Annotated in this window: 21 protein-coding genes; 14 read left to right on the forward strand and 7 right to left on the reverse strand. The window is 56.3% G+C overall.

Going from position 1 to position 20,877, the window contains the following annotated elements:
* Positions 1–8: 8 nt before the first annotated feature.
* Positions 9–2,024, reverse strand: coding sequence for a transketolase (tkt, locus tag MWU61_RS04030; protein ID WP_247126958.1), 2,016 nt, complete (start codon positions 2,022–2,024; stop codon positions 9–11).
* Positions 2,025–2,221: 197 nt separating this feature from the next.
* Here tkt and MWU61_RS04035 point away from each other — a divergent pair, with 197 nt between their 5' ends.
* Together MWU61_RS04035 and MWU61_RS04040 are read left to right on the forward strand one after the other, a co-directional pair.
* On the forward strand, positions 2,222–2,701 hold the full coding sequence (locus MWU61_RS04035; RefSeq protein WP_247126959.1) for a hypothetical protein: 480 nt from the start codon (positions 2,222–2,224) through the stop codon (positions 2,699–2,701).
* Between the two features lies 1 nt (position 2,702).
* Positions 2,703–3,092 carry a cell division protein ZapA gene (locus tag MWU61_RS04040; RefSeq protein WP_247126960.1) on the forward strand — a complete coding sequence of 130 codons (390 nt, stop codon included), beginning with the start codon at positions 2,703–2,705 and terminating at the stop codon, positions 3,090–3,092.
* Here the strand turns inward: MWU61_RS04040 and MWU61_RS04045 are convergent.
* From MWU61_RS04045 to MWU61_RS04070, 6 genes are all read right to left on the reverse strand, one after another.
* On the reverse strand, positions 3,089–3,769 hold the full coding sequence (locus tag MWU61_RS04045) for a hypothetical protein (protein ID WP_247126961.1): 681 nt from the start codon (positions 3,767–3,769) through the stop codon (positions 3,089–3,091). The genes MWU61_RS04040 and MWU61_RS04045 overlap by 4 nt on opposite strands.
* A 131-nt stretch (positions 3,770–3,900) precedes the next feature.
* A complete protein-coding gene (gene grxD / locus MWU61_RS04050; RefSeq protein WP_247126962.1) occupies positions 3,901–4,260 on the reverse strand; it encodes a Grx4 family monothiol glutaredoxin in 360 nt (119 codons plus the stop codon).
* A gap of 54 nt (positions 4,261–4,314) precedes the next feature.
* Positions 4,315–4,668 (reverse strand): hypothetical protein, encoded by a 354-nt coding sequence (locus tag MWU61_RS04055; protein WP_247126963.1) that lies wholly within the window; start codon positions 4,666–4,668, stop codon positions 4,315–4,317.
* Positions 4,665–4,898 carry a BolA/IbaG family iron-sulfur metabolism protein gene (locus MWU61_RS04060; protein ID WP_247126964.1) on the reverse strand — a complete coding sequence of 78 codons (234 nt, stop codon included), beginning with the start codon at positions 4,896–4,898 and terminating at the stop codon, positions 4,665–4,667. The genes MWU61_RS04055 and MWU61_RS04060 overlap by 4 nt, the downstream gene beginning before the upstream one ends.
* Positions 4,899–5,002: 104 nt before the next feature.
* On the reverse strand, positions 5,003–7,162 hold the full coding sequence (purL, locus tag MWU61_RS04065; RefSeq protein WP_247126965.1) for a phosphoribosylformylglycinamidine synthase subunit PurL: 2,160 nt from the start codon (positions 7,160–7,162) through the stop codon (positions 5,003–5,005).
* Between the two features lie 394 nt (positions 7,163–7,556).
* Positions 7,557–8,465, reverse strand: coding sequence for a LysR family transcriptional regulator (locus MWU61_RS04070; protein WP_247126966.1), 909 nt, complete (start codon positions 8,463–8,465; stop codon positions 7,557–7,559).
* Positions 8,466–8,619: 154 nt separating this feature from the next.
* Between MWU61_RS04070 and MWU61_RS04075 the strand changes: the two genes are divergently transcribed.
* The 12 genes from MWU61_RS04075 (at position 8,620) to MWU61_RS04130 (ending at position 20,874) form a co-directional block, all read left to right on the forward strand.
* Entirely contained in the window at positions 8,620–12,036 is a 3,417-nt protein-coding gene (locus MWU61_RS04075; RefSeq protein ID WP_247126967.1) for an indolepyruvate ferredoxin oxidoreductase family protein, read from the forward strand.
* Between the two features lie 69 nt (positions 12,037–12,105).
* On the forward strand, positions 12,106–13,011 hold the full coding sequence (locus tag MWU61_RS04080) for a lysophospholipid acyltransferase family protein (RefSeq protein ID WP_247126968.1): 906 nt from the start codon (positions 12,106–12,108) through the stop codon (positions 13,009–13,011).
* Positions 12,989–13,807, forward strand: coding sequence for a glutamate racemase (gene murI / locus MWU61_RS04085; RefSeq protein ID WP_247126969.1), 819 nt, complete (start codon positions 12,989–12,991; stop codon positions 13,805–13,807). The genes MWU61_RS04080 and murI overlap by 23 nt, the downstream gene beginning before the upstream one ends.
* A 90-nt stretch (positions 13,808–13,897) precedes the next feature.
* On the forward strand, positions 13,898–14,530 hold the full coding sequence (locus MWU61_RS04090; protein WP_247126970.1) for a VPLPA-CTERM sorting domain-containing protein: 633 nt from the start codon (positions 13,898–13,900) through the stop codon (positions 14,528–14,530).
* Positions 14,531–14,603: 73 nt separating this feature from the next.
* A complete protein-coding gene (gene argC / locus MWU61_RS04095; RefSeq protein ID WP_247126971.1) occupies positions 14,604–15,647 on the forward strand; it encodes an N-acetyl-gamma-glutamyl-phosphate reductase in 1,044 nt (347 codons plus the stop codon).
* The gene (gene ccmE, locus MWU61_RS04100; RefSeq protein WP_247126972.1) at positions 15,644–16,111 is read left to right on the forward strand and encodes a cytochrome c maturation protein CcmE; all 468 of its coding nucleotides are present in this window, start codon (positions 15,644–15,646) and stop codon (positions 16,109–16,111) included. The genes argC and ccmE overlap by 4 nt, the downstream gene beginning before the upstream one ends.
* 45 nt (positions 16,112–16,156) lie before the next feature.
* Positions 16,157–16,768, forward strand: coding sequence for a holin-associated N-acetylmuramidase (locus tag MWU61_RS04105; protein ID WP_247126973.1), 612 nt, complete (start codon positions 16,157–16,159; stop codon positions 16,766–16,768).
* Positions 16,759–17,316, forward strand: a complete 558-nt coding sequence (locus MWU61_RS04110) for a holin family protein (RefSeq protein ID WP_247126974.1) — start codon at positions 16,759–16,761, stop codon at positions 17,314–17,316. The genes MWU61_RS04105 and MWU61_RS04110 overlap by 10 nt, the downstream gene beginning before the upstream one ends.
* Positions 17,306–17,509, forward strand: coding sequence for a hemolysin XhlA family protein (locus MWU61_RS04115; RefSeq protein ID WP_247126975.1), 204 nt, complete (start codon positions 17,306–17,308; stop codon positions 17,507–17,509). The genes MWU61_RS04110 and MWU61_RS04115 overlap by 11 nt, the downstream gene beginning before the upstream one ends.
* 72 nt (positions 17,510–17,581) lie before the next feature.
* Positions 17,582–19,558, forward strand: coding sequence for a heme lyase CcmF/NrfE family subunit (locus MWU61_RS04120; RefSeq protein ID WP_247126976.1), 1,977 nt, complete (start codon positions 17,582–17,584; stop codon positions 19,556–19,558).
* An 8-nt stretch (positions 19,559–19,566) separates the two neighbouring features.
* Positions 19,567–20,010, forward strand: a complete 444-nt coding sequence (locus MWU61_RS04125; RefSeq protein WP_247126977.1) for a cytochrome c-type biogenesis protein — start codon at positions 19,567–19,569, stop codon at positions 20,008–20,010.
* 87 nt (positions 20,011–20,097) lie between these two features.
* Positions 20,098–20,874, forward strand: a complete 777-nt coding sequence (locus tag MWU61_RS04130; RefSeq protein WP_247126978.1) for an enoyl-CoA hydratase-related protein — start codon at positions 20,098–20,100, stop codon at positions 20,872–20,874.
* Positions 20,875–20,877 lie beyond the last annotated feature (3 nt).

Genomic DNA, 20,877 nt, shown 5'->3' on the forward strand with positions numbered 1-20,877 from the left:
ATAAAGATTTAAAGCAGGTCTTTGACCGCTTTGGCTACATCCGCTGCCGTGATGCCGAACTTTTCGAACAAAGTTTCAGCAGGTGCAGAGGCTCCGAAGCCAGTCATACCAACAAATGCGGCTTTCTTGTGGTTACCGCGTTCGCCAAGCAACCATTGATCCCAACCTTGCTGCACGCCGGCTTCAACCGCGACCCGAACCGGACCCGCTGGTAGCACGCGCTTGCGGTAGCTTTCGTCTTGCTGCGCAAACAGTTCCATACACGGCATGGACACGACGCGTGCGCCGATGCCTTCAGCTTCGAGCAGGTCTTTTGCGGCCAGTGCCACTTCGACTTCAGACCCGGACGCCATGATGATAGCTTTACGCTTGTTCTCAGCCTCTGCCAGAACGTAGCCGCCTTGCGCAGACAAGTTCTTTGTCTTGTGCGAAGTACGGACTGTCGGCAGGTTCTGACGAGACAGGCACAGAACGTGTGGTGTGCTTTGTGATGTCAGCGCCATTTCCCACGCTTCAGCCGTTTCCACCGTATCCGCAGGACGGAAAACGTTGGTGTTCGGTGTCGCACGCATCATAGCAAGGTGCTCAACCGGCTGGTGGGTAGGGCCATCTTCGCCCAGACCAATGGAATCGTGTGTCATGACGTAAGTCACAGGCACGCCCATCAGTGCGGACAGACGCATGGACCCACGCGCATAGTCGGTGAAGCACATGAACGTACCGCCGTATGGTTTTGCGCCACCGTGCAGCGCCATGCCGTTCATCGCAGCCGCCATGCCGTGTTCACGCACACCGTAGTAAACGTAACGGCCTTTGCGGTTAGTCGGGTGGAAAACGCCCATGTCGGCTGTTTTGGTGTTGTTAGACCCTGTCAGGTCAGCAGAACCACCAATCGTTTCCGGCATGATCGCGTTGATCACTTCCAATGTCTTCTCAGACGACTTCCGCGTCGCCATCTTTGGCGCACCTTCGGTCGTTTGCTTTTTGAAGGCACGGATCACCGCGGACAGCTTGGCTGGCGCTTCACCAGCGTACTGGCGTTTGAATTCCGCCTGCTTTGTGCCGGACAGTTTATCGAAACGGGCTTGCCAGTCGGCGTGCGCCGCTTGACCGCGTGTCGCCATGTCTTCCCAGCCTTTTTTGATGTCCGCAGGGACTTCAAACGGGCCAGTTGTCCAACCGTATGCGGCTTTTGCGTCGGCCATTTGCTGCGCGTCAGTCAAAGCGCCGTGGCCTTTGGATGTATCTTGTGCGGCGTGACCCAGCGCGATGTGGGTTTTGCAGGCGATCATGGACGGGCGCGGATCTTTCTTCGCTTCGATGATCGCAGCATCAATCGCCTTTGGATCATGACCGTCAATTTCCAGCACATGCCAACCTGACGCCGCAAAGCGCTGCGGCTGGTTGGTTTTGTCCGCAATATCAACGGTGCCGTCGATTGTGATGTTGTTGTTGTCCCAGAACACGATCAGGTGGGACAGTTCTTGCATACCAGCAAGAGACAACGCTTCCTGAGATACGCCTTCCATCAAGCACCCGTCGCCCGCGATCACGTAAGTGAAGTGGTTGACGATGTTCTTGCCCCATGTGGCACGCTGGATTTCTTCGGCGATTGCGAAACCGACGGAATTCGCGATGCCCTGGCCCAATGGACCTGTTGTGGTCTCGATGCCGCGTGCATGGCCGTATTCAGGGTGGCCAGCAGTCTTTGCGCCCCACTGACGGAAATCCTTAATTTCCTGAAGGGTGATGTCTTCATAACCAGTCAGGTACATCAAAGAATACAGCAACATGGATCCGTGACCCGCAGACAGGATGAACCGGTCGCGGTCCGCCCAATCAGGTGCTTTTGGGTCAAAGTTCAGGTGGTTTTGGTACAAAACCGTTGCAACATCAGCCATGCCAATCGGCATGCCAGAGTGGCCAGAGTTCGCGGCGGCTACTGCATCGAGTGTCAGCGCGCGAATGGCGGCTGCTTTCATCCAGTGGTCAGGGTTTGCTTCACGCAGGGCTGCAATATCCAAGGGAAAGGTCCTATCGGGCTAAATTTGGCGTTGGAGGTGTCATATCAGGGCGGTGCCTAAGATCAAGCACGCAACATAAGTGTTTGGCATGGTTGGACTACGTCATCATGTTGCGCATTTGCGGGTGCGCTGTTGTTGGCTTAGGCTTTGCTTAATGTTCCGCGATTCGCGGGTTTGATGGTACGAGAGGACGACGCATGACAGACGTCACGCAGTTAGAGCAGCGGATTTCCGTCGCAATGGACCGGATTGAACGCGGTTTAGGGGCGATGGCCGAACAGGCACCGGCGGATGACGCATACGGCGCAGACGCAGGCGCGCTTGAGACCCAATTGGAAGAAGAACGCTTCGCCAACGCCCAGCTCGAAGAGCGGGTGAAAGCGCTGAAAGACCGTCAAGATACGAAGATCAAAGAACTTGAAACGCGGGTTTCCGCTCAGCGTGATCAGATGGCTGCGTTGGACACGGAACTGCAACGTCTGCGGGCATCCAGCGCGGATATGCGCGAAGTTAACGCACAGTTGCGGGCCGCCGCTAGCGAAGGTGTCGCCGAACCAGAATTGATCAACCGCGCCATGATGGCCGAAGTTGAAGCATTATCTGCGCAGCGCGCGTCGGAATCAGCCGAAGTTGACGCGATCCTGAAAGAACTCAAACCCCTGATCGAGGAAGCCTGATATGCCACATGTCGAGATTGCCATTGGTGGGCGGACGTTTGAAGTGGCTTGTCAGGAAGGCGAAGAACATTTTCTGCAATCTGCCGCAGCAATGCTGAACGAAGAAGCATCCCACATGTCCGCGCAAATAGGTCGGATGCCGGAAGCAAAGATGCTGCTGATGTCCGGCCTGATGTTAGCCGACAAAACCGCTGGACTGGAAGAAAAGGTCAAAGAAGCGGAAACGCGGATGGCCCAGCTGCAGGCGCGGATTGATACGCTGGAAGGCCAACCCAAACAGACCGAACGTGTCGAAGTGCCAGTGATCCCAGCCGAAGTCAGCGACGCAATGGCGCAGATCGCGGCACGAGCAGAAGCATTGGCTGCAGAGGTCGAACGGCGCGCGGGTTAATCCCGCTTCGTCAGCAAGCTGCGCATCGCAATGCCGGCATCCACCATAGCACGCAGGTGCCCGGGCTGACCTGGTGCCGTTTCGGCACGTACTGATAACACTTCACCATCCAAAACGACGGATGTTTGCGCACTGCGGGGCAGGGCGTCACGCAATGTCGCAAGCGGTTTGGACGTGTAAATGTCTTGCGCGACTGCCACGCTGGCCTCGTTGGTTAGCAAGATACCTTGCGCTTCACCGATGGTTTTTCTATCCAATTCAACGCCTTCGGGCAGATCGCCCAGACGTTTTAAGGCTTGGGTCATGGTGCCCGTCACCATTGACGCGCCCATACCGTCTGGCGTTTTTTTCATGATATCAGCGACATGGGGCGCAAGCGGTGGGGCTACGACAACGGCACCGGTTTTGGTCACGGTATCACGCCAATTGATCACGGCATCGCCGCTTCGGTTACGGGCATAGGTCACATACAGTTCCCAACTGTCCGTCGGATCACGCAGCACGATTTTGACGCCTTTCCCAATACTGGCGGGCAGTTCTTGCTGCGCCCAGCCTTGTTCCGCGACAATTGCGTCAAGCGTTGAGCTGCTTTTGCGCCGCGTCAGAAGCCAACGCAAGAAGAAGAGCTGCCCAATGAGGACCGCAATGACAACGAAAAGAAACTGGGGGCTGTTCATGGGACTATGTCTCGTGGAAATCTAGGGCTAAATGTGTTCAGTTTACGCATCACCTAACACATGTCACGATCACAAACACAAAAAGCCGCACCTCGGGCGGCACGGCTTTCCGTTTGGTTCTTTAGCAGTGCTTAGGCGTTTGCTTCGCGAATTTTATCTGCAGCGTCCTTGTCGAAGGTCACAGCGTTTTCAGCAAACAACGTATCCAATTCGCCGGACAGGGTCATCTCGGTGATGATATCGCAGCCGCCAACAAATTCACCTTTGACGTAAAGCTGTGGAACCGTCGGCCATTCAGAATAATCTTTGATGCCCTGACGCATGTCTTCATCGGCGAGCACGTTCACATCGGCAAAATCAACGCCCATAAAGTTTAGAACACCAGCAACGCGGGACGAAAACCCGCATTGTGGCATGGATTTTGTGCCCTTCATGAAAAGGACAACGTCGTTGGATGTGACGGTTTCTTTAATTTGGTCTGCGATTGTCATTTGCCGTCTCTTTCGTTGAGTGCGTTATTCTATCGACGCCTTGCGCCCGTGAGTTTAAATGTCGCGCCCATATTTGTCGCGGTTGTTCCCAAATTTTTTACGCATGGCTTTGACGCCAAATCTGCCCACTACCGAGTTAAGGCTGGCATTTGGATTTGGTTGCCGTCCTCCAACCGCATTTCTCGATCCGCCTGTCATGGCTCCAAGAGCTGAATTTTTGGCCTGAGCTTCTTTGACAACATCCATGTCGATTGCTTCCATGCCCAACTCTGGTTTTGGTTCATCAGGAAGAATCGCTCCCGGTTGGTTTCCAGACAAAGGTCTATATTTCCTTGGACGCGATCCAAGTACATAGGCCAATCCAGCGCCTCCTAAGATAATCAAAAGAAACCAGAGCTTCCAAGTCATGCAGGGGCTTTCGTGGTCAACGCAAGTGCGTGGAGTTCGCCGTTGCTGCCGTCCATCTTGCCTTTAAGCGCCGCGTAAACGGCCCGTTGTTGTTGCACACGGTTTTTGCCACGAAAGCTTTCGTCGATGACTTCGGCTGCGAAATGCGCCCCGTCGTCGCCTTGCACCGTGATTTTGGCTTCAGGAAAGCTGTCGCGGATCAGGGTTTCGATGTCGTGGGCGGTGATCATGGTGCGTCCTTCTGGGCTGTTGTGCCTAACGTATGAAGTGTTCCGCCGGTCGGCAAGGGCAGGTGCCTCCGGCGGGGATATTTATGACCAAAAGAAATGGGGCGTTACGCCACTGCCGCGGCAAACGCGCTGCGGAATGTGTCGGTCAACGCGGCCAATGGTGCGGATGCCGTGCCAAACGTTACGTTTGTCCCAGACGCCGTGCCGATTTGCGTAAGCGGGATGTCGGCAGTCTTGGCCGCTGCCGCCAATGCGGTTGCTTGTGCCGGTGTACACGCAATCAGGTAACGCGCTTGGTCTTCCCCGAACAGCGTTGCCGTGTCTGAAAGCGTCACAGCAATGCCGACACCCGCCGCTTCTGCCAATTCAAATGCTGCCAGCGCCAGCCCACCGTCGGACAAGTCTGTGCAGCAAGGGATGTTGGCGTGGTTGGCGCGAATAAAGTCGCCGTGCAGCTTTTCTTCGGCCAGATCGACCGCCGGTGCATCGCCTTCAACGCGGCCAAAAGCTTCGGCTAACAGTGCGGATTGCCCAAGGTGGCCAGATGTCGTGCCGACCATCAACAGCACGTCGCCGTCCTGCATGGTACCCGTGATCGCAAGATCAGGCGTCGCGATCAAACCAACAGCGCCGATTGTCGGCGTTGGCAAAATGCCTGCGCCATCGGTTTCGTTGTAAAGCGATACGTTGCCGGACACGATTGGCATATCGAGCGCAGAAACCGCTTCGCCGATACCTTTGATGGCGCCCACGAATTGACCCATGATTTCTGGCTTTTCAGGGTTGCCGAAGTTCATGTTGTCGGTGGTGGCAAGCGGCGTCGCGCCCACAGATGTCAGGTTCCGGTACGCTTCGGCCACCGCTTGTTTGCCGCCCTCAACAGGATTGGCTTTGACGTAGCGCGGGGTCACGTCGGATGTGAATGCGATGGATTTTGGCGTGCCGTGCACGCGGACGATGCCAGACCCTGCACCTGGTGTGCGGGATGTGTCGCCCATGACCTGTTGGTCGTATTGTTCATAAACCCACTGCTTGCCCGCGTAGTTCGGGCTGGAAATCAGCGCTGTCAGGCCCTCGATTGGGTCGATGGTCAAGGCTTCATTGAAAGGCGTCGCCGCAGGTGTTTCCACCCAAGGGCGGTCGTATTCTGGGGCAGAGCCGGACAACGTGGCCAGCGGCAGGTCGGCTTTAACTTCACCGTTATGCAAGATCAGGAACCGGTCTTCGGCAATGGTTTCACCGACGATAGCGAAATCCAGATCCCACTTGGTGAACACGGCACGCGCTTCGGTTTCAAGTTCTGGTTTCAGAACCATCAGCATACGTTCTTGCGATTCCGACAGCATCATTTCGTAGGCTGTCATGTTTTCTTCGCGCTGTGGCACATCTTCGAGATTCAGTTTGACGCCAAGGCCCCCTTTGTCACCCATCTCCACAGCAGAACATGTCAGGCCAGCGGCCCCCATGTCTTGGATCGAAATCACAGCACCAGTTGCCATCAATTCAAGCGTGGCCTCCATCAGGCGTTTTTCAGTGAACGGGTCACCAACCTGTACGGTGGGGCGCTTTTCTTCGATCGTGTCGTCGAATTCAGCAGATGCCATTGTCGCGCCGCCAACCCCGTCACGACCTGTTTTCGCACCAAGGTACACAACAGGCATGCCGACGCCGGACGCAGCTGAATAGAAAATCTTGTCAGTATCCGCGAGGCCAGCAGCAAACGCGTTCACAAGGCAGTTGCCATTGTAAGACGGATCAAACCGGACTTCGCCGCCAACCGCAGGTACACCAAAACAGTTACCGTAACCGCCAACACCTGCCACGACGCCGTTGACCAACGTGCGTGTTTTAGGGTGATCAGGCATCCCGAAGGACAGGGAATTCATCGCCGCAATCGGACGGGCACCCATTGTGAATACGTCCCGTAGAATACCACCAACGCCGGTTGCAGCACCCTGGTAGGGTTCGATGTAAGACGGGTGGTTGTGGCTTTCCATTTTGAAGACCACACATTGACCATCGCCGATATCGACAATGCCAGCGTTCTCGCCCGGTCCGCAGATCACTTGCGGACCTTCGGTTGGTAGGGTCCGCAGCCATTTCTTGGAAGACTTGTACGAACAATGCTCATTCCACATTGCCGAAAAAATACCAAGTTCAGTGAAGGTCGGTTCGCGGCCGATGATCTCAAGAATACGGTCATATTCGCTAGGCGACAGCCCGTGTGATGCGATCAATTCGGATGTGATGGCTGGTTCGGTCATGTGGCAGTCCCCTGAGCTTTCGCGGCCTTTTAGACTGGCTTTGCTGGGGGGGGAAGTGCGAGAGGCGCTGTGCGCTGCGTTTTTGGTCAAAAACCTGTGTCAGTGGATCGTTTTTGTGCAGGTGAAGCGGCGTTTCTGCGCTTCGGGCAAAAAAAATGCCGGGCGCAAGGCCCGGCAAGTCCAACAGGGAGGTGAAGGAGACGAGCGTAAGAGCGTCGTCGCCTTCGACACTTGACTTAGGAGCGGTATCTTCACCGTTCAAGAAAATAATGCATACACAATCGCATGTCCGCTATGCATCAGATGCATAGCTTCGTGCTTGAGTTGCCCATTTTTTGGCTTAACAAATTGCGATTCAAGCACTTTTGGACAAATTGTGCTTTCTGTTAATCCGTTATTCGGCTTTTGCCGCATCCCGAATTTTCCGTCGGTGATCCATGATTTCGTCCTGAACGAAGTCCCGAAATGCGCTAATCCGCTTGGATTGGCGCAATTCTTCAGGGTAGGCGAGGAAAACCGGGACTTCACCCGACTCAAGTTCAGGCAGGACGCGGATCAGGTCAGGAAAGTCTTCAACAAGGTAATCCGGCAGAACCCCGATCCCGAGGTTGTTGATCACACCTTGTAGTACACCGAAGTAGTTGTTCACGGTGAACAGGCTCGGGACATCATAGCTCATCAGGTGTTGTACTAGTGTAGACCCAGCGCTGACCTGCGCGGATGACAGGGACTGGCAAATCAGGCGGTGATTGCCGATTTCCTCGATGTCCGTCACCGCACCATGTTGATCAAGATAAGTCTGGGACGCGTAAAGGCGCATTCGCACGGACATCAAACGTTTGCGGATCAGATCAGCCTGTGACGGTTCTTTCATGCGAATGGCAACGTCAGCTTCGCGCATAGGCAGGTCCAACACGCGTTCTTCGAGCATCAGGTCAATTTTTAGGTCCGGATATTGTTCATAGAGTTTCGGCAGACGCGGCGCCAACCAAAGCGTGCCAAATCCCGTTGTTGTCGTCACGCGCAATTCGCCGAACACTTCTTCTTCGGAATCGCGAATGCGCGCGGATGCCGCTTCGAGACGTTTGTTCATGGATTTGGTCGCGTCGAACAACAACTCACCCTGTTCGGTCAGAATCAGTCCGCGTGCGTGACGGTGAAAAAGGGTGGTGTTCAGGCTCTCTTCAAGCGCGCGCACCTGCCGTGATACCGCAGACTGCGACAAATGCAGTGTATCACCCGCATGTGTAAGTGACCCAGCGTCAGCCACTGCGTGAAATATTCTTAGCTTGTCCCAGTCCATATCTTCTTCCTGCGGCTGCGCGCCCGTGCTTGTTTGTATTATCCTTACGCTAACACGTTCTTAAGGTGCAATTGCGCATTACGGGGAACTTTTTGCTTTGTAGGTCAGAAGGTATGACCTATTGTGGGGGTGTTATCCTATCGGGGAGGTGCAGATGACACAGGGCCGCATTACACTCAATGATCGTTACGATTTAACCAAGCGTCAGGTGCTGCTGAATGGCACACAGGCCCTTGTTCGCTTGATGCTGATGCAAAAAGCGCGTGACAAAGATGCTGGGCTGAATACAGCCGGTTATGTCACTGGCTACCGCGGATCGCCGCTGGGCGCTGTGGACATGCAGATGACACGCGCCAGCAAAGTCTTGGGCGAGGCGGATGTGAAATTCCAACTCGGTCTGAACGAAGATTTGGCCGCAACTGCCCTTTGGGGTTCACAGCAGGCCGAACTGCGCGGTGAAGGCAAATTCGATGGCGTTTTCGGTCTCTGGTACGGCAAAGGCCCCGGCGTGGACCGGTCTGGTGATGTGATGCGCCACGCTAACATGGCTGGATCGTCGCCGCATGGCGGTGTGATCATGGCGATGGGTGATGACCACACGGGCGAAAGTTCGACAACATTACACCAAAGCGATTGGGCGATGCTGGACGCCTACATGCCGATTGTCAGCCCTGCGGGTGTGCAGGAAATTCTTGATTACGGTGTCTACGCATGGGGGCTCAGCCGGTTTGCGGGTGTATGGGTCGGCCTGAAAACGATGAAGGACACGATCGAGGTCACATCTGTCGTAGATGGTGATCCGGACCGCGTGAAGCTGGTCGAACCTGAATTTGATATGCCTGACGGTGGCCTGAACATCCGTCTGGTAGACACCCCGCAGTTGCAAGAAGCGCGGATGATCGACCACAAACGCTTCGCTGCCGAAGCGTACAGCCGCGCTAACAAAATGGATCAACGCAAACTCGGCAAAGCAGGGGCCAAAATCGGCTTTGTCGCGGCTGGTAAGAACTACCTTGATCTGGTCCACGCGCTGAACTTGTTGCGCGTAGATGAAGCAGAAGCCGAACGTCTCGGCATCACCGTCTATAAAGTCGGGCAGGTCTGGCCGCTGGATATGCAAAGCTTCCATGACTTTGCTGAAGGTCTCGATCTGATTGTTGTTGTCGAAGAAAAGCGCAAACTGATCGAAGTACAGGTCAAAGAAGCGATCTTTGACGACCGCCAAGGCCGCCGCGTTTACGGCTGGCACAAAGGCGATGAACATTCCGAAGGCCGCCGTGAAGAAGTATTCCCGACAAAGGCAGATTTGAACCCGATCTGGATTGCCGAAAAGATTGGCGGCATTCTGGTCGAAGAAGGCTGCGGTTCTTCCGCCGTGACTGGCGGTCTCGCGAAACTTGCCGAAGCCCGCAAGGCCGACAACCAGCCCGAAATCGCGGCGCGGCTTCCGTATTTCTGTTCAGGTTGTCCGCATAATTCGTCGACTAAAGTACCGGACGGGTCGCGCGCCTACGCGGGCATTGGTTGTCACTACATGGTGCAATGGATGGACCGCGACACTGTTGGGTTCACCCAGATGGGCGGTGAAGGCGCAAACTGGGTCGGCGAGGCGCCTTTCTCGACCACGGACCACGTGTTCCAGAACCTTGGCGACGGGACCTATAACCACTCCGGTGTGCAAGCGATCCGCTTTGCGCTGATGGCGAACACGAACATCACCTACAAAATCCTCTATAACGACGCGGTCGCGATGACTGGTGGGCAGGGCAATGATGGTGGGCTTACGGCTGATCAAATTTGCCGCGAACTGGTCGCTATGGGCGTGCGCAATGTCGAAGTGGTCTACGACGAAAAGGAAGACGTGGACTTCGCGTATTTCCCCAAAGGTCTGACAATTTCCGAACGGTCCGAATTGCCCGCCGTGCAAGATCGGCTGCGGCAAGTCAAAGGCGTGTCGGCGATTGTCTACATCCAGACATGTGCTGCTGAAAAACGGCGTCGGCGCAAGCGCGGCACGTTCCCTGATCCGGACAAGCGGGTATTCATTAATACGGACGTTTGCGAAGGCTGTGGCGATTGCGGTGTGCAATCCAACTGCGTGTCGATCGTGCCTGTGGAAACCGAACTGGGCCGCAAACGGGCGATTGACCAGTCGTCATGTAACAAAGACTTTTCCTGCGTGAACGGCTTCTGTCCGTCCTTTGTGACGGTCGAAGGCGCGGTCGTGAAAAAGGCGGCAACGGCAAGCGTTGATTTGCCGGACATGCCTGACCCTACGCTGCCCGCGATTGATGGCACGCATAATGTCGTCATCACGGGCGTCGGCGGCACAGGCGTCGTGACCATCGGCGCTGTCATGGCGATGGCGGCCCATCTGGACGGCAAAGGTGCTGGCATGATGGAAATGGCAGGTCTCGCGCAAAAGGGCGGTGCGGTGCATATCCATTGTCGTTTGGCTGAAAACCCCGATGATATCGCCGCAATCCGCGTGGCAATCGGCGAAGCACATACGCTGATCGGCGGTGATCTGGTGGTTTCGGCAGGTGCCAAAACGCTGGGGCTGATGAAGCAGGGCCAGACCATGGGCGTCGTGAACAGCCACGAAATCATTACTGGCGATTTCACCCGTGACACGGGTTTCAAGCTGCCGACGGATCAGCTGAAATTGTCGCTAGAGGCGCGGTTGCAGGATCGCTTGGCCCTGTTTGATGCCTCTGATCTGGCGAAGGCCTTGATGGGCGACAGCATCTTCTCGAACATGATGATCTTCGGCGCGGTTTGGCAGATGGGCGGTATTCCATTGTCCGGCGATGCGATCCGCGAAGCGATCACGCTGAATCGGGCCGCGGTTGAGCGCAACCTGCATGCGTTCGAATTGGGCCGTTGGGCGTATCTACATCCCGATCAGGCGGCGCGGGTTCTCACGCCTGCGGTGGTTGAAAAGCCCAAAACGCTAGATGAAAAAATCGCATTCCGTGCGGAGCATTTGGTGGCCTATCAAGGCAAACGACTATCCAAGCGGTATCGCGCTTTGTTGGACGGCATCGCTGATCCCGATATGAAAGCAGCCGTGGCTGAAGGGTACCATAAGCTGTTGTCATACAAAGACGAATACGAAGTCGCGCGATTGCTACAAGATAGCCATGCGAAAGCGGCGGAAGCGTTTGATGGTGACGTGAAACTGACCTACCACCTCGCCCCGCCGATGCTGACAAGAACCGGTGCAGACGGGCGACCCGTCAAAAAGCAATACGGGGCGCGGATGGCAAAGATGTTCCCGCTTCTCGCCAAAATGAAAGGGCTGCGCGGTACATGGTTCGACCCATTCGGGCGGACCGATGAACGGCGGATGGAACGGGCGCTCATCAAGGAATATGAGGCCGACATGGCTGATGTTCTTCGGACGATGCGGCCTGATACCAAAGCTGATGCGGTTGCTCTGGCGCGGTTGCCGCTGGATATTCGCGGCTTTGGTCCAGTGAAAGAAGCCAACGCGCGCAAAGCCGCCAAAACTCGCGAAGTTTTGCTCGGGAACCTACGTGCAACACCCGCAGCCGTGGCGGCAGAGTAGACGCAAAAGGACTTGTCATCGCGGTGTTACGATTTATCGGTAGCACCGCGTAAACGAAGAGGTCCTGTGATGCTGAAACATCAAATCGCGCGCGATATTTCCTATGCAAGTTCGGCCAAGGGGCGGGCTGGTAAAGTTCTTATCAGGACGATGGAAAATGCATCTGGCAGGTTGCGGCTGATCCGGCGCGCGCGCGGATATGATCACGACATCGCACAGGGCGCTGATTTTTGGCACGTGATTACAAGCCGTTACGGCCTGACGCTTGATATCATCGGCGGGTCACTTGAGAACATCCCGCGCGATAAGCCGGTGATTGTTGTGGCCAACCATCCTTACGGCATTCTGGACGGACTGATGTTGGGGCGCATCCTGTCGGATCGGCGACAGGGTGATTTCCGCGTTTTGGCACACCGGATTTTTCGTCGGTCTGCGGACTTGGAAAAGGTGATCCTGCCAGTGTCTTTTGACGAGACCAAAGAGGCCGCCAAGCAGAACATGCAAACCCGTAAAGATGCGCTTGATTATCTGGCGCAAGGCGGTGCCATCGGCATTTTCCCGGGTGGTACGGTTTCGACGTCAGCAAAACCTTTTGGTCGCCCGATGGACCCGACGTGGCGCAATTTCACGGCCAAGATGATCGCAAAATCGGATGCAGTTGTCGTGCCAATCTATTTCGAAGGACACAACAGCCGGTTGTTCCAATTGGCCAGCCATATCCACAATACGCTGCGGATGGGGCTGCTGATCCGCGAATTCCGTAACAAAATCAACGCACCTGTACGTGTCGTCATCGGCGAACCGATCCCGCGGCACGAAATCGACGCCCGCAAAAAAGACCCTAACGGCATGATGGATTTCTTGCGTCAGGCCACGTATGCTCTGTCCAAGGACCCGGTCGATCCAACCAGACTGGGCCATGAATTTGAGGCAAAGTATAAGGGGCGGTCAAATGGCAGTCGGGATATTCGATAGTGGTGTAGGGGGCTTAACGGTTCTGGATGCGGTGCAAGAACGCCTGCCGGACGTGCCCTTTGTGTATTTCGGCGATCACGCCCATGCGCCCTACGGCGTGCGCACCGACGACGATATTTACAACCTGACGACACAAGCGGTCGAACGGCTGTGGGATGCTGGCTGTGATCTGGTGATTTTGGCCTGCAACACGGCGTCTGCGGCGGCTTTGCGCCGAATGCAGGAAAGCTGGATACCAAAAGAAAAACGCGTCTTGGGCGTTTTCGTACCTCTCATAGAAGCCCTAACAGAACGCCAGTGGGGCGATAATTCGCCGCCGCGCGAAGTAGACGTTAAACATGTGGCCTTGTTCGCGACACCTGCAACGGTACGCAGCCGCGCGTTCCAGCGGGAGCTCGCGTTCCGTGCGATTGGTGTGGATGTCGAAGCGCAGGCCTGTGGTGGTGTCGTGGACGCAATCGAAGACGGTGATCTGATCTTGGCGGACGCATTGGTGCGTAGCCATGTAGATGCGCTGACCCGTAAGATGCCAAAACCGGATGCGGCGATTTTGGGCTGCACCCATTATCCGTTGATGGCCGAGACATTTCAGGACGCATTGGGCGAAAACGTCAAAGTGTTCAGCCAAGCGAACCTCGTCGCGGAAAGCCTTGCAGATTACCTTGGGCGGCGTCCAGAGATGATCGGGGCGGGAACAGAAAGCTTGTTTTTAACGACTGGTGATCCTAAGCGTGTGTCGCGCAATGCAACACAATTTCTGCGCAAAGAAATTACGTTTACAGCAGCTTACCCGTAGTCAACGACAGCCAATTACCAAATTCACGCCGCAGTCGTGCCCGAATTGGACGTTAACAAATCGTTAATGGACCAATGATGGATTCGATAAATGCGTTTATTACGATTTTGCGTGGCTGCGTTTCTGGGCACGGCTTCTTTCGGCCAAGCTGCGACCTTAAATGAATCAGATGTCGCGGGCGGCTTTGGATCCTCGTTCAATTCCCCAACAGTTATTGGAAGTGACGTCACGACAGTCACTGGCACAGTGTCTGCAGCGGATTTTGATTTTCTGCACTTCACGAGTCTCAGTGCGGGCGCGCAGACGTTGACGTTTAACTTCAACCTCGCAGACCCGAACGGGTTGTCTGGCTTTCAGAATGGTGGCGGGAGCGTTCGCATCAAAGAAACTGCCCCAGGTTGGGCGTATGATGGTAATCCGCTCAATCCGGCAGGCGGCAACGATTTTGATCTGTCCTTTGATCCGTTCAACGTCGCCGGCGCTGTTGTGTCACAAACCTTGTCCTATGATTTGGGCGCGAGTTACGCAGGCGGTGACCTGTACGTCAGCATCTTGCCGACATTCGCAAGCCAAGCGTTTTCCTTTGGCGTAATCGTACCGGGCAATTCGGCGTCAGTTGATCCGTCACCAGTTCCGGTGCCTGCCGCTGGTTTGTTGCTGATCGGCGCGTTGGGTGGCATGGCTGCGTTACGACGTCGCAAGACAGCCCCACTTCTGGCCTGATCGCGGCTGCGTGACTTGCATCTGCCGTGTGTCCACGCCACATAACGTAGGACCACAGCAATAGGGCAAGCCGGTGACACAAGATCAAGTTACACAAAAAATCGCGATCCTCGGGGCGTCTGGCTACACTGGGGCCGAACTCGTCCGTATCATCGCGACCCATCCGTCGTTCGAGATCGTTGCCCTATCTGCGGAACGCAAAGCCGGTCAGGCGATGGCCGACGTGTTCCCACATTTGCGTCACATGAATTTGCCGCCCTTGGTGAAACTGGATGAGATCGATTTTGCGGGCATAGACCTCGCGTTCGCGGCACTGCCACACGGGCTGTCCCAGGCACTGGTACGGGACCTGCCCGAGCATGTGAAAGTTGTTGATCTCGGCGCCGATTTCCGGCTGCGCGATCCGGCTGACTACGAAAAATGGTATGGTGCCCCGCATGTGGCCGTTGAGCTGCAAAAGACCGCCGTTTACGGCCTGACCGAATTTTACCGCGACCAAATCAAAGATGCGCGCCTAGTTGCGGGCACGGGCTGTAACGCGGCCACTGTGCAATTTGCGCTGCGCCCGTTGATCGCCGCTGGTGTGATTGATCTGGACGACATCATTTGCGATCTCAAAAATGGGATTTCGGGTGCGGGCCGTGCGTCCAAGGAAAACATGCTGTTCACCGAACGTGCGACCGACGTGCAGGGCTATGCCCACGGCGGGAAACACCGTCATCTCGGCGAATTCGATCAAGAATTCACCGAAATTGCAGGCCGCAAAGTCGAAATTCAATTTACGCCGCATCTTGTCCCACTCAGCCGCGGTATCCTTGCCACGTGCTACGTGAAGGGTGACGGGCAGGCGGTGCACGACGCGCTTGCTGCCGCCTATAAGGATGAACCGTTCGTCGTGGTGCTGCCGTTTGGCCAGCAACCGGGGACGGGGCACGTGATGGGATCGAACTATTGCCATATTGGCGTTAGCCAAGACCGGATTTCTGGGCGCGTGCTCGTGACCTCTGTTCTCGATAACCTGTGCAAAGGGTCGTCTGGGCAGGCTGTTCAGAACGCGAACCTCATGTTGGGTCTTGATGAAACTGCGGGCCTGACAATGGCACCGGTGTTCCCATGAGCGGATTGAAAAGCCTCAAGAAAACCCGCCGCATTCAGGTCATCGGATTGGCCGGTGTCTGTGTGGCGGCGATCCTTGTGATCCTCGCAATGTTGCCAGAAGAATCGTTCCAGTTCTTCCGGTCCCCATCAGAAGTCGCAGAATCGCCTCCGCCGCCGAATGAACTGTTCCGCATCGGTGGATTGATCGTGGAAGGGTCAATTGAAAGCGACACGGGCGAAACCGTACGCTTCGAAGTGACCGATGGCGGTGCTGTCATTCCGGTCGTGTATACAGGTATTTTGCCTGATCTGTTCGGCGACGGACAAGGCATGGTGGGTCAAGGGCGCTACGTGAACGATACGTTCGAAGCTGTTGAAATCCTTGCAAGACATGACGAAACTTACATGCCCAAGGAAGTCATCGACGCCCTGAAAGAACAGGGGCAATACGTGGCACCGGACGCTGGTGACGCAACCAATTAACCAATTGCGCTGACCTTTGCCGTAAGCAGGCAGAGGACAGCACACATGCAAACCATCCAAGACATCGCCCGAGACATCGTCGCCCGCGAAGGCGGCTATGTGAACGACCCCGACGATCCGGGCGGGGCCACGAACTTTGGCGTCACGATCCATACGATGCGGCGCTTGGGGCTCGATTTGGACGGCGACGGTGACGTGGACGCAGGTGATGTCCAGCGTCTGACCCGTGACCAAGCCGAAGCGATTTTCCTCGAACACTACTTCACGCGGCCCCGCATCGACGCCTTGCCGGTCGTTCTACAGGCCAGCGTGTTTGATATGTATGTGAACGCCGGATCGCACGCTGTGAAGATTTTGCAGCGGCTTTTCAATGAGATGCGGATCACTGTTACAGTCGATGGCGTCATTGGTCCGCAAACGATTGCTGCGGCCAATCGAGCGGCCACTGCCGCGCCCGATCATATCGCAGATGCCTACGGGATCGCCCGCCGCAATTACTACTACGCCCTCGCGGACAGCCGCGTCGCCAGTCGAAAATATGCTCGACGCCGCGATGGTGGCAAAGGCGGCTGGATCACCCGTGCCGAAGAATTCATTGCCGAACGGTTCCATCTGACAGCGGCGCAACACGCACAAAGGATCGCATCATGGGGATAATCACGGATTTCATGGGCATGCTTTTTGGCAATCATCGCAATGTCTTGGCCGAAACGGCTGAGGTGTTTCGCGAAAACAGTGAAAACGCTGGTGCGCGTGCGGCGGACGTCCAAACCACAGTCTTGCGTCAGTTCGCGGCTGAATTTTCCGGCAACCGCAAAGGATGGTTCGACCGCTTCATTGACGGGTTGAACCGTCTACCACGCCCTTTGATGGCCTTTGGTACCTTGGCGTTGATCGCTGCATCAATGGTTGATCCAATTTGGTTTGCTGCACGGATGCAAGGTCTTGCACTTGTGCCAGAGCCGTTGTGGTGGCTGATGGGCGCCATTGTCAGTTTCTATTTCGGGGCACGGCATCAGGCCAAGGGGCAAGAATTTCAGCAATCCATTGCGGACACGATGGCACGCACCGGACAGGTGACCGCAAATATCCAGGCACTCACCGCAGTCGCACCGCCAGCGCCACCTTCAACCCACGCAAAACCGCTGGCATTCACCACGGAAAACGCAGCGCTTCAGGAATGGCAGGCACAAAATGGATCATGATTGGATCGCAAAGGTGGACCTGCGATTGAACGCCTTGGAAACGCGCGGTGCCGTAAACGAAGTGCACCGCGACAATGTCGCGGATCGGCTTGGTTATATTGAAGATACGCTCAAGTGGCTGGTGCGGCTTGTGATCGGCGGGTTGCTGATGTCGGCAGTCGCCTTTGTATTGCAAGGCGGGCTGAACTTGTAACCCGCAGAAATGTGACAATCCGTCCGCAAGATGTGCCTGTCCTAGAATGAGGGGCGGTGCTATATCGGGCATATGATAAATGAACTCGCCCATTTCGCCCTGATCCTGGCCTTTGTTGTCGCGATTGCGCAGACGGTTATTCCATTGGTCGGTGCCCATAAAGGCTGGCGCGGGTGGATGGCCATGGCGCAACCCGCCGCAACGTCACAGTTCATCTTGGTCGGCTTTGCCTTCGCCGCCCTGACGTGGGCATTTGTCACGTCCGATTTTTCGCTGCGCGTTGTCACGACGAATTCGCATAGCCTGAAACCGATGCTCTATAAAATCAGCGGCGTTTGGGGCAACCACGAAGGGTCAATGCTGCTTTGGCTGTTGATCCTGACGCTGTTCGGCGGCTGTGCCGCTTGGTTTGACGGCGGTCTGCCCGAAACCCTGCGGGCCCGCGTGTTGGCGGTGCAATCGGCCGTTTCCGTTGCGTTTTACGCTTTCATTTTGTTCACATCGAACCCGTTTGATCGGCTGGCTTTGCCGCCGTTTGACGGTCAAGACTTGAACCCGCTCTTGCAAGACCCCGGTCTCGCGTTTCATCCGCCATTTCTGTACCTCGGCTACGTGGGCCTTAGCATGGCGTTTTCATTCGCCGTCGCCGCCCTGATCGAAGGACGCGTGGACGCCGCATGGGGCCGCTGGGTGCGCCCTTGGACGTTAGCCGCGTGGATGTTCCTGACTGTGGGCATCGCCCTTGGGTCATGGTGGGCGTATTACGAGCTTGGCTGGGGCGGTTTCTGGTTCTGGGATCCGGTTGAAAATGCATCCTTCATGCCATGGCTGATCGCAGCCGCCTTGCTGCATTCCGCGATCGTTGTTGAAAAACGTGAAGCGTTGAAAAGCTGGACGATCCTGCTGGCGATCCTCGCATTCGGTTTCTCTCTGCTTGGCACCTTCATCGTGCGGTCCGGCCTTTTGACGTCCGTGCATGCCTTCGCAAACGATCCAGAACGCGGCGTGTTCATCCTCGGGATCCTTGCGTTCTTTGTCGGCGGATCACTGACGCTTTACGCCGCCCGCGCACGCGTACTCGCAGCAAACGGCGTATTCGGCACGGTCAGCCGCGAAAGCGCGCTTGTCCTGAACAACATCCTGCTGGCCGTGTCTTGTTTTGTCGTCTTTATCGGCACCATCTGGCCATTGGTGGCCGAAATGGTCTGGGGACGCACCCTGTCCGTTGGCCCGCCGTTTTTTGACGCGGCCTTTTCACCGTTCATGGTCGCCTTAGCGCTGGTTCTGCCAATCGGGTCATTGCTGGCATGGAAACGTGGCACGCTGACACGCGCGAAAAAGCCGCTCTGGGGTTGGGCATTGCTCGCGATTTCACTAGGTGCTTTGGCCTACGCGTTGCAAAGCGGGCGGTCCGCACTTGGACCTGTCGGCGTAGCGCTAGGCGTCTGGGTTGTCGGCGGTGCGCTGCTTGATCTGTGGTTGCGCGGCGGGCGTGAAAACCTTGCGGGCCGTTGGCGCCGGATCAAACGTCTGCCACGTGCGGATTGGGGCAAATCGGTCGCGCATATCGGCGTCGGTGTCACAACCTTTGGTGTGGCCGCGATCCTTGCTTGGGAAACCGAAGATATCCGCGTGGCAGACCTTGGCGACAGCTATGACGTGGGGGCCTACACATTCACCTTGCAGGACGTGATCCGCGCTGAAGGGCCGAACTACGTGACCACCATGGCCGAAGTGGGCGTTGCGAAAAACGGGCGTGACATCACCGTGATGTACCCCGAAAAGCGGTTTTATCCAGTCGCGCAAATGCCAACGACCGAAGCGGCGATCCGCAACGGCATCTTACGCGATCTCTACGTCGTGATTGGCGAACCGCAGGCCAACGGCGGCTACGCGATGCGTATCTATATCAAACCCTTCGCGAACTGGATTTGGGGTGGCTGCATGCTGATGGCATTAGGCGCACTGATTTCCTTGACCGACCGCAGGCTGCGCGTCGGGGCGGGTGCGGCAAAGCCGAAACGCACAGCGGCGGTACCAGCAGAATGACCAGCGGAATGAAACGTCTGATCCTGACCCTCACTTTGCTCGCTTCCCCGCTCTGGGCCGTGGAGCCGTCTGAAATGCTCGACGATCCAGTCTTGGAGAGCCGTGCGCGCGATCTGTCCGCAGGGCTGCGCTGCCCGATTTGCCAGAACGAAAGCATCGACGAATCCAACGCAGACCTGTCCAAAGAACTGCGGATTATCGTGCGGGAACGCCTCGTCGCAGGCGACAGCGATCAGGATATTCTGGACTACCTCGTGGCCCGCTACGGCGAATATGTGCTGCTGACGCCAACGGTCTCCGGCGCGAACTGGATTTTATGGCTGGCCGCACCCGGCTTGTTCCTTGCGGCACTCGGGATCGGCTGGTCCACGATTCGACGTATACCCGAAACGCCCAACGGCACGCTCACCGACGAAGAACAGACCGCATTAGACAAGATTTTGCGGTCGTAACGTTCGGTTCCTCTTTTCTAGACTGACGGGTTCACTAGGTTAGACCAAAGCGGCTGATCTGGTCAGCGGCAGTCAAGGAATGTGAACATGGAATATCGGGCAATCAAACTTTGGATCAGAAACGACGTGGCGGTGATCACGCTGCGCCGGCCTGAGGTCATGAACGCGTTGAACACACAGATGCGCGCCGAAATCACGCACGCAGTCAAAGCCGCCGAAGCCGAAGCGCGGGTGCTGGTGATGACGGGGCAGGGGAAATCCTTCTGTTCCGGTCAGGATTTGGGCGACGGCGGCAATGCGGCAGCACTCGATCTGGAACGGACGTTGCGGGACGAATACGTGCCGATGCTGAGGGCCATCGTTGACTGCAAAATCCCGACAATTGCGGCGGTGAACGGCCCAGCGGCGGGTGCTGGCGCGAACCTCGCTTTGGCGTTCGACGTGGTTATTGCAAGCGATGCGGCTTATTTCGTGCAGGCCTTCACACGCATCGGTCTGATCCCTGATGCAGGCGGCACGCACTTCCTGCCGCGCCAGATCGGTACTGCCCGTGCGATGGGCGCGGCCCTGTTCGCGGATAAAATCAGTGCGGAACAGGCGGCCGATTGGGGCATGATCTATGAATGCGTCGCGGCAGATGAATTTGAAGCGCATTGGCAGGCGCGGGCGGCCAAACTGGCAGCAGGGCCGACGGTTGCCTACCAGCACGTGAAAACGGCGCTGCGCGAATCCAGCGGGAATACATTCGAACAGCAACTCGCACTCGAAGCCAAATTGCAGGGCAAATGTGGCCAAACACGCGACTTCCAAGAAGGCGTCGTATCCTTCCTGCAAAAACGGCCCCCGGTTTACGAGGGCCGCTAAGGG

The organism is Loktanella sp. F6476L, assembly GCF_023015725.1.
Taxonomy (GTDB): Bacteria; Pseudomonadota; Alphaproteobacteria; order Rhodobacterales; family Rhodobacteraceae; genus Yoonia.